Below are 12,647 nucleotides of genomic sequence, written 5' to 3' on the forward strand. Positions count from 1 at the left end.
TCTCTTAATAATATCTGTTAACAGGAATCCCCCGCATGACGGACACCCGAGATTTCGACATTGTGGTTTTTGGCGCTACCGGTTTTACCGGCAAGCTTATTTGTGAATATCTTAAAGAAACCTACGGTACGAACGCCGAGTTTCGTTGGGCGATGGCGGGGCGAAACCTCGCCAAGTTGGAGCAGGTGCGGGAAGAGCTGGGGATTGATAGCGCAGTTTCATTGCTCGTGGCGGACAGCGACGATAAGGCGAGTGTCGACGCTTTAGCGAGTTCTACCAGGGTCTTACTAAGCGCGGCGGGCCCTTATCAACAATACGGTAGTTCCGTTGTTGAATCCTGCGCTCGCCTGGGCACTGACTACGTCGATCTCAATGGTGAGCCTTTGTGGATGAAGGACATGATCGCGACTAACGATGCGGCGGCTCGTGAGAGTGGTGCACGCATCGTGTTTTCTTGCGGCTTTGATTCATTGCCATCTGACTTGGGCGTCCACCTTCTCCAACAAGTTGCCAGCGCCAAGTTCGGCGCGCCGCTACCGCGGGTGAAGTGTCGCGTGAAGGCGATGCAGGGCACCGCATCAGGGGGCACAGTGGCATCCTTCAAGGGCACCATGGCTTCCGTAAAAGCTGACCCTTCTCTGTTCGCCGATCTCGTGAATCCCTTTGTGCTCACAGACGGTTTTACCGGTCCGGATCAGCCGCCAGGCAATGAAATGTTGTTTGAGGAGGATCTGAACAATTGGTCTGGTCCTTTCATTATGGCGTCGATCAATACCAAGAACGTGCATCGCTCAAACCAGCTGCTGGGTCATGCCTACGGCAGCGATCTTGTTTACGACGAAATGATTTTGCTCGGCGAGACGAAGCCCGACTCGGCCGGCGGTGACATGGCGCTCGACATGACGCTGCAGCCCGGTGAGGGGCCAAGCAAGGAAGAGCGAGAGGCCGGCTTTTACGACATTCTTTACGTTGGCAGCAACGAAGCTGGGGATAGCGTCACGGTCCAGGTCTATGGCGATCGCGATCCAGGATACGGCTCCACGTCCAAAATGATCGCCGAGGCAGCGCTTTGCTTAGCACAGACTCCAAAGGGGCATGGCGGATGCTTTACTGCAGCGCCGGTTATGGGAGAGCGACTGCGGGAGCGTCTGCAAGATCACGCAGGTGTTTCGTTCACCGTTCTATAGAGCGCTGTCCGCTGTTATTCCACCGCTTAACTTGTTGAGAGCCGAATAGCGAATGTTCAGCCAATTGAGCCAATCACTCTGAAGAGCGCTGCTGCCCCCAGGGTAGCGTGATAGCGTGTCGCGAAAATCGCTTCGCGTGCCGCAACGGCCTGAGTAGGCCTCTAGGATGGTGCTGCGAAGCGTTTGTTTTCCAAGATCCGTATCCATAAGAAAGGCGATGAGTGCCCAGGCACTCGCGTAGCGCCGCTCGGCATCCTTTAGCATCCAGGTTTCCCTCGATAGCTGCGTGAGAGCCTCCATTGATACGGGCCCACGCAGCTTAAGCAATGCCAGATGCTGTTTGTTCTCAGAGAAACTGACAGCCCCGTCGACGATATGTAGAGTCTCGTATAGCTCGGCGAGTCCCTCATTTAGCCACGGGGGTGTCGCACCGAGATGGCGCGCAGTAATGAGATGAGAAATCTCGTGAAACGCATTGCCGAGCGCACTAGAGCGAAAGGCTGGGGTATATAGAATCAAGGCCTCGTTGCTACGCATGCGATAAAAGCCGGTGGTCGTCCACTCTTCTCGATTGGGCTTTCCATAGATCTCTCTGAACCTTTGAGCATCCCCCAAAAACCGGATATTGATTTGGGACGGGCGCAGGGCCTTCTCGCCAAGCCATTCTCGCCATTGCGCATAGGCGTAGGTTGCTCCCTCAGCAATCTCTAACTCAAGATCCTCGGATAGGGTCGTGCCCTCTGCTTCAATCCTGATTGAAAAGCCTGCGTACTTGCCGGTTACAGCGGGACTGTCCACAACGGGGCCGCCGACGGCCGGACTGGTAACAGCGCAATCGCTCGCCGCAAGACTGTGCGGCGTAATTGTGGGCGAAGCGCCTGACTGAGCTGGTGCAGAAGCGCTAGATGTGGGGGTCGCCAAGGGAGCTTCGTAGAACACCGCGACGGCCAATGCCCCTAAGCAGAGACCGGCGACAACCCCTAGAACGACACCGCGCATCACAGCTTTTTGCTGATGAGTCAGGGTGGAACTCCCTTCCATTGTTTGCTGCCGCGACCCTAGCCGGGGATTACCTCCTGGTAATCTGCGGCGATGCGGTCAAGTCGCTCTTGCACCGCGGGCCAAAAGTCAGGGTGCGTGAACAGGTAGAAAGTGCCTGAATCCATGCCTGCGACAACCCGCTCAGTGAGCGCTTCGACACTGATGCCTTCATTGGCGATGATCTCGTCGATTTTGTTCATCCCATCCTGCTCGCCTGAAGCGCTGGCAGCCTCTGCGGCATCGGGGTGATTGCGGCGGCTCTGAGCAATTCGCGTCTTTACCCAAGCCGGGCACAATACTGAAATCTGAATGTCGGAACCCGCTAGCTCGTGCCGCATAGTTTCAGAATAGCCCACCACTGCAAACTTAGTGGCGCAGTAGGCTCCCATGCCAGGATTGGCAACGTGGCCTGCAAGCGATGCCGTGTTGATGATGTAACAGGGTTCTCCGGATGCACGCATGGCCGGCAGAAAGAACTCGACGCCGTACACAACCCCCAGAACGTTGACGTCTACCACCCAGCGCCAATCCTGAAGCGGAGTTTCCCCAGCCGGAGCGTGCCCCCCACCGACGCCCGCGTTATTAAACAGGAAGTTTACTTTTCCGTGTGTTGCCAAGGTGCGCTCTGCGACCTCGCGATAGGCATCGGCGTCGCGAACATCGAGAACCTCTGTGTGGACAGTGATGCCTTCCTTGCGCAATTCCTCCGCCGCCGTTGCGAGGGTCTCTGGCTCAACGTCTGCTAGAACGAGTGTCATGCCCTTGAGCCCCAGTGCACGACCTACTCCCAGACCAATGCCAGCGGCACCGCCAGTGATGAATCCCACAGTGTTTTCGAAGTTGTTCATTGGCTGTCCTTGCGAGTAAGCGAATTCAGGCGAAGCTGCGCACAATAAGGGAGACCTACGTTGGGGTCCAGCGGGTATACTTATTCGCTGGAGCCATTTTTTCTGAGTCGTTGTCCCTTATCGGTTCGTCCGCACACTGGAGTCGCATATGTTTGATCTATTTCGTTATTCCACAAGCAAAACTTTTTTGTTCACAGCCCTGGCCCTTAGCTTAGGTGCCTGCCAATCGGATGACGCCCCGGTCGCCGAGAGCGATAGGGCTGCTGAGACCGCAACAATGGTTACCGAAGCTGAGCCTACAGCGACGTTAGAGCCAGCAGCCGCTGCGGAGCAAGATAGCCTCGCAGCAGTTCTCGCAACTCAGCCCGACAAAGTGCAAGCGCGCTACGCTGCCCGTCATCCCGCTGAAACGCTCACATTTTTTGGTGTCGAACCCGGCATGACGGTATTGGAAGCTCTGCCCGGGGGAGGCTGGTACAGCAAGATTCTGGCGCCTTATCTGGGCGAGAGCGGCACATTGGTTGGGGTCGATTACAGCCCTTCACTGTTTCCGCTGTTTGGGTTTTTCTCTGAGGAGCAACTTAAGGCGAAGGAAACGTGGGTCGATGATTGGCTAGAAGAGGCCCGTGCGTGGTTCGACACGCCAGTGGCTGATCTTGATGCATTTCAATTTGGTGAACTGCCGGAGCGTCTTGAAGGTGAGGTAGATGCTGTGTTGTTTGTTCGCGCCTTGCACAATCTCGCGCGTTTCGAAGGGGATGGAGGGTTTCTGACTGCCGCCTTGATGAACACCAAAGCCGCGCTCAAGCCCGGTGGTGTTGTGGGTGTCGTGCAGCATATGGCACCCGAAGATGCTTCGGATGCCTGGGCAGATGGTTCTGCAGGATATTTGAAGAAGAGTTTCGTGATCGCGCAGTTAGAGGCCGCGGGATTCGAACTCATCGGTGAATCGGACATTAATGTGAACCCCCTGGATCAGCCGACTAGTGAGGATATCGTCTGGCGCCTGCCTCCCACCTTATCGGGCAGCAAGGACAATCCAGAGCTTGCTGCGGCTATGACTGCGGTGGGTGAGTCCACGCGTATGACTCTGCTGTTCAAGAAGCCCGAGTAAGTCGGCGTATTGCGACAGATTCCACAGAGGTAAATCAGACGGAGGCCGGGCATCGCTCGGCCTTTAGTCAGCCACGTTTTCGTCTTTACTTTCCTTCTTCCTGCCTGTCGACCCTCGGCAGCTGGCTGATTCGCTTCCTGTTTGGTTGGGCGGCTTGGGAGCTGACGGCCTCGGCATTTTGGGTGGGGAGCATTGCCGGGTTGATGCTGGTTCCTACTTTTTTACTCACGCCAGTTTTCGGGATTACCGCAGATCGCATTAACCCTCGCAACGGACTTTTGGTCACGGTTACGCTCTGTGGCCTGTTAGCCGGTCTGGCGGCGATCACTGCGACTTTGGGCCTTTTGGAGTTGCCTGCACTCGCTGCGCTGGCGCTCGCCTTTGGTGCGCTCACTTCGGCCCATACGCCTATTCGTCTGGCTTTTTTGCCCAGACTGGTTGACCGCCAGGCACTACCAAGCGCCATCGGATATTCGGCCATTATCTTCAACACTTCGCGAGTCATCGGACCAGCCCTGGGCGCGTGGCTGCTGATGGTGTCATCGGTGCCAGCCGCCTTCGCTACATCGGCGCTAATCTGTGTGGTCGCGGCCTTGCTGTTGACCCGTGTAACGGGGACCGAGCGCAAAGAGGCGGGGGAAGATCGAGGCTCCTTCGTCGCACAGTTGCGAGCAGGCGTTGTTTATCTTCGTCAAGATTCGATGTTGAGGCTGGTTTTTCTGATGACGCTGGCTAGCGGGATGCTTGGTAGAACTGTGATCGAACTATTACCGGCGGTGTCGGGAAAGCTCCTCTTTGGTGATTCGTCGACGCTTGCAACACTCACGGCGGCTGCGGGTGTAGGGTCAATCCTTGGCGGTTTATTGGTGTCGAGACAGAGCGGCGGCTTGCGACGGCTGTACCACCTGGTGCTTTTGGGTCTTTTTGTGTCGGCAATGACCGCGCTTAGCGCTGGGTTGTGGCGGGAGGTATGGATGACTGCTATCGCCATTGGATTGATCGCCGGATGTACAACGACTATTGGCACCGGTTGCCAGGCCTTGACTCAGCTAACGGTTGACGAGAACTATCGCGGCCGAGTGATGAGTCTTTGGGCGGTGGTCGCGATGGGAACACCGGCAGTGGGTGCTGTTCTGGTAGGAAGTGTGGCCGACGCTGCAGGGTTTCCGGTAGCGTTTGCGGGCACCGCGTTGTTGGCACTGGTGGTGGTGCTCAGCTTACGCAGTCGCGCGCCGGATCAATCCGCGGGCACATGACGCGGGATGCTGCCGTCAGCAATGCGCCGACGATAACGCTGGACCTCGGCTTTTACCTCAGGCGCAAACAGATACAAACCGATGATGTTAGGTACGGCGATGAGGAACACCATCGCGTCAGAAAACGCCAATACCGATTCCAGCTGGATCATGCAGCCAAGCGCTAAAAACGCACAGAAGATCAGCTTAAACACGTTTTGCACGACGGCCCCCTCACCGAGGAGGTACGTGCATGCCTTAAGCCCGTAGTAACTCCAGGACACTGCAGTCGAGAATGCAAACAAGAGTCCCGCGACGGCCAGAGGGTAGGGCGCCCAGCTGATGTGGTGGGCGAAGGCGGCGGATGTGAGGGCGATGCCCTCTAGTCCGGTATCCATTAAGCCATTGGGGAAAGCCGTAACGACGATCACGAGCGAGCTCAAGGTGCAAATCACTACGGTATCGATGAAGGGTTCCAGCAGTGAGACCATGCCTTCAGAGGCTGGCTCGTTGGTTTGTACAGCGGAGTGCGCAATAGACGCTGAGCCAATGCCCGCTTCGTTCGAAAACAACGCACGCTGAAAACCGACAATCATCGCGCCGATCATTCCACCGGTCGCACTTTCCAAGGTAAAGGCTGTGCTGAAGATCAGGTTCAGTGCCTGAGGGATCTCTGCGTAACTCATCAAAATGATCACCAGCGCTGATACAACGTACAAGAGCGCCATAGCGGGCACCACTTTTGCGGCAAACCCGGCGATAGTGCGAATACCTCCTATGATGACGAGGCCAACGAGCACTGCGATGCCGAGGCCGAACAACCAGCCCTTGTCGGCGAAGAAGCTTTGTTCTCCACCGCTGATATTCACAAACTGCACATAGGCCTGATTGGACTGAAACATGTTGCCAATACCCAGACATCCGATCATCAGGCTCGCGGCATAGAAAGCGCCAAGGGCCTTGCCAAGCTTTGGCCAATTGCGAACACGCAACCAGTGTTCCAGGTAGTACATGGGGCCGCCTGAGACGGAGCCGTCCGGGTTATGCCGGCGGTATTTGACGCCAAGCGTGCACTCCACAAGCTTGGTGGACATAGACAGGAGTCCGGCGACCACAAGCCACAAAGCGGCCCCGGGCCCGCCAATCGTAATGGCGACCGCAACTCCTCCGATATTGCCGATACCCACGGTACCTGAGACCGCGGTGGCTACAGCGCGGAAATGCGAAATTTCTCCAGGCGCTGCCGGGTCGTGATAGTGCCCCCGAACAATCTTGAGAGCCAGTGGAAAGCCCCGGATGTTCAGAAAGCCCAGATACACCGTAAAAAAACTCGCGGCGATGGCGAGCCACATCACGATCCAGGGGACAGGGATACCTGCGATAGGAACCTCGTAGAAAATGAATGCCGCCAGGCCATCGGCAAAGGGTTTGATGAGGGCTTCGACGGTGGCATCAATTGACTGGGGCATGCTTGAGTCTCTGAGGTCTTGATGACGACCATACCGACTGTAGCGAGCAACACAAGTTAGGAGTTAGCTAGGGGGGCGATAGATACCACAAAAGGCTAGTTTTTATGAGTCACAAACACCGACAATAGCCGGATCGTATAGACGAGTTTGAGAGTGAAAGTCATGAGTACCTATTCGGTGATCAATCCCTGGAACAATGAGCTTCTTGGAGAACATAGCTATGCCGACAACACCGCGATTGCCGAAGCGCTTGCTACTCTTCGCCGTGGAGAGGACGTCCAACGGACGCTTTCGGCCCATGAGCGCTCCGATGTATTGCGACGGCTTGCGGCTCTGCTCAAAGAACAACGGGAAGAGCTCGCAGCGCTGATCACTGCGGAGATCGGCAAAACCATCTCTGATTCTCGAGTTGAACTGGATCGGGCGATTAACACCACTATCGCGTCTGCAGAAGAGGCGCGGCAGATAGCCGGTGAGGCCCTCGACTCGGATGCGTATCCGCCTAAGCGAGAGCGTATTGGTGTGGTGGTGTGGCGACCCCTGGGCACAGTGCTGTGCATTACACCCTTTAATTTTCCGCTGAACATTGCCATGCACAAGCTCGGACCAGCCTTCGCGGCAGGCAACGCCGTCATGTTCAAGCCCGGGCCTCAAAATACGGCCTCTGCCAAACGTCTTGTAGAGCTCTGCTATGAGGCTGGCATGCCTCAAGAAACGCTCCAACTGTGCATTCCTGATGTTCCGGCTATGGCAGAGTTGGTGGCCCATCCGCAGATAAAAGCGATTAATTTTACGGGAGGCACTGCCGCTGCACGGGCCATCGCCGCGGCCGCGGGATTCAAGAAACTGTTACTAGAGTTAGGGGGCAATGACCCTTTGATCATCATGCCTGATGCCGACATTGACGCTGCGGTGGCCTCAGCAATCAACCAGCGCTTTGCCACCGCGGGCCAACGGTGCACCGCAACTAAACGTGTATTTGTGCATAGCGAGGTTTACACGCGATTTAGGGATGCATTGGTGTCAAAGACTTTGGAACTGTCTGTGGGCGATCCCGCCATGGATGACACCTTTGTTGGCCCGGTGATTCATTCTCACGCCGCGGACGAGATCAGCGGGCGTATTGATGACGCGCTTTCAAGGGGAGCTTTGCTTGCCTGTGGGAACAAGCGCGAAGGAAATCTGTTATGGCCGACGGTCATTGAACAGGTGCCGGACGATGCAACACTTGTGGCAGAAGAGACCTTCGGGCCGGTGCTCCCCTTAAGAAAATTCGACTCCCTTGACGAGGTGGTCGCCTTGGTCAACGCATCTCCTTATGGCTTGCAAGCCGGAGTTTTTACGCAGAATTTGAGCGTGATTCGACGGTTGTTCGATGAACTGGAAGTGGGCCTATTGGCGACGAACGATGGCCCGGGCTTTCGCGCCGAGCACTTCCCCTTTGGCGGGGTCAAAGACAGTGGGATAGGGCGCGAAGGCGTTAAGTACGCGATTCGAGAGATGAGTTATCAAAAGACCTTGGTGATCTAGCTCGTGGGATTATCGGCTCCGATACAATCCCACGTGTACGAGAGGCGTTTTTGCGGGAGTGCCGGGCATAACCTGCTTGGGCACCTGATTTTTCACCGGGTCTAAAGATAGCAGGTAGCTGGCGATGGCTTGGGCATCGCCTGCACTTAGCTGTGCGTAGCTCGTCCAGGGCATGATGGCCATGGTTTGCCGGCCGTGACGCGTTTTACCGCTACGCAGCAGCGTGACGATTTCTTCCTGCGTCCATTCGCCTAAACCCGTTTCCTTGTCGGGTGTCAGGTTGGGCGGGTAAACCGCGCCAGGGTAGTTGTTCATCATGGGATTGCTGTAGGCGATACCAATGCTGGACCCCGCAAGCGTTTTGCTCGTATCTGGCTTACCTATTAATGCTCCATCGGTATGACAGCTGGCACAGCCTAGAAGGCCTACGAGATAGCGTCCTTGAGCGACGTCCATGTCGTCATTGCTAACGGGTAATTCAATACCCTTGCTGGCCTCGACGGGCGCCATTCCTCTCAATGGGTCTTTAGGGTTTTTGCTGGCGCCTGAATCGGCCTCGGCAATAGATGGAACAACGATTGCCGAGACCAGGCCGGCGCTAAACGCGATCGCCATGATTAACCAAAATTTCTTGTCCATGGAAACTATCCCTCTCTTGGCGATCGGTCGTCGAAGCAATCGGTTAAAACAAGTAAAGGCTTGTTAAAACAACCAACCTAGTTCTGCGCGAAATGCGTCGAAGCCTGGGTCCGCGCCGCTCCCACCGTCGATGGTGGTGTGCTCCCAGCCGCCGCGAACAAACATGCCGCGGCCGAATTCATAACGGAGGCCGGCGCCTACGTTGTAGCTAAAGTTTGTTTCACTATAGGTGGAATAAAAGTTGCTGCAAATATAGCCCCACCAGGGATCCCACCAGCAGCCTGTGCTGGGCGGTCCATCGGCAACGTTGGAGTCGAGGTAGGTCCAGCCGATACCGGCTTGAAGATACGGCGTGAAAGGGCCATCCAGCATATTCCACACACCATTGAACTGCCCGTTGAATACGTCCAGTCGATGACTGATGTCCACTAAGCCGTTATCTTCAGTATCGAGTACCGCGTCGTAGTCCGCTCGGGACCAGGAGCCATCAAAACGCAGTGCAAGATTCTGTGTGAAATTGTAACCGGCACTAAAGCCAAAGCCGTAGCCGCTGTCGATGTCAATCGAAGACTCGTTCAAACCATCGCTGCTCTCCGAACCGGTGAGATAGAGCCCAAAGGTGGTTTCCCACTTGCCCGCCCGCTGCGTGCTTGGGCCTGCCCACTGGGCTTGGGCGCTGAGAGAGAAGACAGCCAATAAAATAATAGGTAGGTGCGCTTTGCGCATAGTAGTGGTCCTTGAAATGTTGTGGTTTGCTTGTGCTTTTAATGGCAGCCTCGGTTTTTTCGTAGACGCGTCGGATGCCTAAACCGTGCTTTGCAAATTATAACAGGGCGCTATTGCATTTCAGAGCCCCACTGGCCGAGGATAGCACCCCCTGAAAACGCGATAGCGACGCGTTAATACAACTAGAGTAAAAAGAGATACAGCACATGAAACCGGAGACTATAGCCCTGCACGCAGGTTACGACGGCGACCGCGGTAACACCCGCGCGGCCACCACCCCTATTTACCAAACCACGTCCTTCACCTTTGATGACACTCAGCATGGCGCTGACTTGTTCAATCTAGCGGTGCCGGGAAATATTTATAGCCGGATCATGAATCCGACAAATGGGGTGCTTGAAGAGCGATTGGCACAGTTGGAAGGAGGTGTGGGCGCATTGAGCGTAGCGTCCGGTATGGCGGCAATTCGCTACGCCATCGAGGCTATCACGGAAGCGGGCAACAATATTGTAAGCACCTCTCAGCTGTACGGCGGGACCTACAACTTGTTTGCACACACGTTTCCCCGTCAGGGTATTGAAGTGCGTTTTGCCGAAGCCGATAACTTTGATGCAGTCGCGGCACTTATCGACGACAACACACGGGCGCTTTTTTGCGAGTCCATCGGAAATCCGGCCGGCAACATTGTTGATATACAGCGCTGGGCGGATATCGCTCACGCAGCAGGCGTTCCACTGATAGTAGACAACACCGTTGCCACACCGATCCTGTGCCGAGTCTTCGATCACGGCGCGGATATCGCCGTTCATTCCCTAACCAAGTACATTGGCGGACACGGCAACACGATCGGCGGCGCTATTGTCGATTCCGGAAAATTTGATTGGGCCGCAAACCCTGAACGTTTTGCCGTGATGAACACACCAGACCCTTCGTATCACGGGGTTGTATACACTGAAGCGCTAGGTCCAGCCGCGTTCATCGGGCGCTGCCGCGTTGTACCGCTTCGTAACACCGGGGCCGCTCTAGCGCCCCACAGCGCGTTCCTTATCATGCAGGGTCTCGAGACGCTGGCTCTGCGCATGGAGCGCCATTGTAAAAACGCTGAAAAAGTTGCTGATTACCTTTTGCAGCACTCGCTAGTGAAAAATGTTAACTATGCAACGCTCACAGATAGCCCCTACGTGGAGACTTGCCAAAGGATTTGCGGTGGTCGCGCCTCGGGCATCATCAGTTTTGAACTGGAAGGGGGACAGGAGGCAGGAGGACGATTCATCGATGCCCTGCAATTGATTTTGCGTTTGGTGAACATCGGTGATGCCAAGTCTTTGGCTTGTCACCCGGCGAGTACGACCCACCGCCAGCTAAACGCAGAAGAGCTTGCGTCTGCCGGAGTCAGTGAGAGCATGGTGCGCCTATCTATTGGTATCGAGCACATCGATGACATCATTTCTGACCTGGATCAGGCTCTGGCCGCCAGTGCAGGGTAAGCGCTTGTTAGGCGGGCTTTCGCAAAGCCGATTTTGCTAAATCCGGCTTACCTAAACTCCGCTCTAGCGTAGCATTGCAGGGCGGAGTTTCAGAGAGAGTGCAAAAAAACCGCTGGAGCCGACGCTGATATCGGGGTCCTCCAGCTGTCCGTTGCCACTGTTAAAGCGAAAGCCGCGCAGTCCTCCGATGCCGGTCCGCGCTTCTAGCCAAACGTTCTTGTAAATCCGCCGTTCAGCGCTCAAGCCAAAATCCCAGGCGTCCAGGCTCACGGCGACATCGTTGTTCACCGGCTGGAGGCTCCAAGCGGCACCAGACGGAGAAGCCCCAAGGCGAAACATCCAATCCTGAGTAGGCGAGTACACGACAGCCGGCCAGGGCATTATCGCGCTGATCGTCCAGCGTGGATTAATCACCCAACTGGCCCCCAAGTAGGGGATCACGTAGCTATCGTTCGGGTTATCGTCTCCAAAGAGGCCAAACGCCCACCAGAGTTTTTCGTTCTGCGTGTAACGGGCAAAAACTCCGCCCATGGTCTGGAGCGTCCAGTCTGAGCTCTCTTGGGTGCTTCTGTGACCCAAAGGCATGACGAACGCTGCTGCCTGCCACTCGTTGTTGACTTGTCTAAACCAACCCAGCGGAAGGCCTACCGTGTCTACTCGAAAGTCCTCGGTTTCATCGCTGTCGCTTTCAAACCGATTGCTACTCAGATAGGCCCCGACAACAACGGCATCACGCTCGCTGATAAGAAAGGGGACTCCTGTACCCGCAGACGCACCTTGCTGCGTAAAGTCCAGTGTTTTCTTGGTGAGTGCGTTCTCTATCTGTGCTTCGCCGTAACTTCGTGCGCCTAAATAGGCGATGGGAATAAAAGGTGCGTTAGAAACACTGCGCTGGAAGATAAATTCACTGTTGTCGAAGGCCGTAACGGTGTCTTGAACAAAGTTTTGCGCGGTGACTTTGGCCACCGCGAAAACTAATGCGATTGCTATAAGGAGGCTTTGAAAAGTTCTTATGGTTTCAGGCAACGCGACGACGATCGTGATGTCTGCGTCGGTCCTGTTCAATGACAATACCGTCCAGGGTCAGCGGGAAAACATTTGAGTGATGGTTGTTTCGACGATCGGTGCCGGAGCGGTCTTTCCAGTGACGATAAGGAGACAGATCGGACTCCATCGCCTCCATCTCCTCACGGAGGTCTTCACCGGTTATGTAGCGTTTTGCGGCGGAGACAAAGACCCAGGTGGCAATCAGAAATGCACCTAACCCGAGAATGCCGATGACGGTGAGAAGTACGTCCATCAGCCTAGCGTTGCTCGCGAGCAAAGAACCACATTATGCTCGACCTACCTCCACGTAAGTTTGCTCAAGTG

The 12,647-nt window shown here is 55.6% G+C and carries 12 protein-coding genes; 5 read left to right on the forward strand and 7 right to left on the reverse strand.

Annotation, left to right across the window (positions count from 1 at the left end):
- The first annotated feature begins 35 nt into the window (after positions 1-35).
- A complete protein-coding gene (locus R0137_RS06710; protein ID WP_407329528.1) occupies positions 36-1,187 on the forward strand; it encodes a saccharopine dehydrogenase family protein in 1,152 nt (383 codons plus the stop codon).
- On the opposite strand, the gene R0137_RS06715 is transcribed toward R0137_RS06710, so the two are convergent.
- Together R0137_RS06715 and R0137_RS06720 are read right to left on the reverse strand one after the other, a co-directional pair.
- Positions 1,182-2,228 carry a hypothetical protein gene (locus tag R0137_RS06715; RefSeq protein WP_407329530.1) on the reverse strand — a complete coding sequence of 349 codons (1,047 nt, stop codon included), beginning with the start codon at positions 2,226-2,228 and terminating at the stop codon, positions 1,182-1,184. The genes R0137_RS06710 and R0137_RS06715 overlap by 6 nt on opposite strands.
- A gap of 17 nt (positions 2,229-2,245) precedes the next feature.
- Positions 2,246-3,076: an SDR family NAD(P)-dependent oxidoreductase gene (locus tag R0137_RS06720; protein ID WP_407329532.1), complete on the reverse strand. Its 831-nt coding sequence runs from the start codon at positions 3,074-3,076 to the stop codon at positions 2,246-2,248.
- A gap of 148 nt (positions 3,077-3,224) precedes the next feature.
- On the opposite strand from R0137_RS06720, the gene R0137_RS06725 reads away from it, so the two are divergent.
- The gene (locus tag R0137_RS06725) at positions 3,225-4,190 is read left to right on the forward strand and encodes a class I SAM-dependent methyltransferase (RefSeq protein ID WP_407329533.1); all 966 of its coding nucleotides are present in this window, start codon (positions 3,225-3,227) and stop codon (positions 4,188-4,190) included.
- A gap of 104 nt (positions 4,191-4,294) precedes the next feature.
- A complete protein-coding gene (locus R0137_RS06730) occupies positions 4,295-5,446 on the forward strand; it encodes an MFS transporter (RefSeq protein WP_407329985.1) in 1,152 nt (383 codons plus the stop codon).
- Here R0137_RS06730 and R0137_RS06735 read toward each other — a convergent pair.
- Complete coding sequence (locus tag R0137_RS06735) at positions 5,428-6,894, reverse strand: alanine/glycine:cation symporter family protein (RefSeq protein ID WP_407329534.1); 1,467 nt, start codon at positions 6,892-6,894, stop codon at positions 5,428-5,430. The two genes, R0137_RS06730 and R0137_RS06735, sit on opposite strands and share 19 nt — an antisense overlap.
- A 162-nt stretch (positions 6,895-7,056) precedes the next feature.
- Between R0137_RS06735 and safD the strand changes: the two genes are divergently transcribed.
- Positions 7,057-8,424 (forward strand): sulfoacetaldehyde dehydrogenase SafD, encoded by a 1,368-nt coding sequence (gene safD, locus R0137_RS06740; RefSeq protein WP_407329536.1) that lies wholly within the window; start codon positions 7,057-7,059, stop codon positions 8,422-8,424.
- 9 nt (positions 8,425-8,433) lie between these two features.
- On the opposite strand, the gene R0137_RS06745 is transcribed toward safD, so the two are convergent.
- Positions 8,434-9,063, reverse strand: a complete 630-nt coding sequence (locus R0137_RS06745) for a c-type cytochrome (protein WP_407329538.1) — start codon at positions 9,061-9,063, stop codon at positions 8,434-8,436.
- A gap of 63 nt (positions 9,064-9,126) precedes the next feature.
- Complete coding sequence (locus R0137_RS06750) at positions 9,127-9,789, reverse strand: porin family protein (RefSeq protein ID WP_407329540.1); 663 nt, start codon at positions 9,787-9,789, stop codon at positions 9,127-9,129.
- Between the two features lie 206 nt (positions 9,790-9,995).
- On the opposite strand from R0137_RS06750, the gene R0137_RS06755 reads away from it, so the two are divergent.
- Positions 9,996-11,276 (forward strand): O-acetylhomoserine aminocarboxypropyltransferase/cysteine synthase family protein, encoded by a 1,281-nt coding sequence (locus R0137_RS06755; RefSeq protein WP_407329541.1) that lies wholly within the window; start codon positions 9,996-9,998, stop codon positions 11,274-11,276.
- Positions 11,277-11,339: 63 nt separating this feature from the next.
- Here R0137_RS06755 and R0137_RS06760 read toward each other — a convergent pair whose 3' ends face one another.
- Positions 11,340-12,341: a DUF6268 family outer membrane beta-barrel protein gene (locus R0137_RS06760; protein WP_407329542.1), complete on the reverse strand. Its 1,002-nt coding sequence runs from the start codon at positions 12,339-12,341 to the stop codon at positions 11,340-11,342.
- On the reverse strand, positions 12,295-12,576 hold the full coding sequence (locus R0137_RS06765) for a hypothetical protein (protein WP_407329543.1): 282 nt from the start codon (positions 12,574-12,576) through the stop codon (positions 12,295-12,297). The genes R0137_RS06760 and R0137_RS06765 overlap by 47 nt, the downstream gene beginning before the upstream one ends.
- Between the last annotated feature and the right edge of the window lie 71 nt (positions 12,577-12,647).

Source organism: Congregibacter brevis (assembly GCF_045689245.1).
In the GTDB taxonomy this organism is placed as follows: Bacteria; Pseudomonadota; Gammaproteobacteria; order Pseudomonadales; family Halieaceae; genus Congregibacter; species Congregibacter brevis.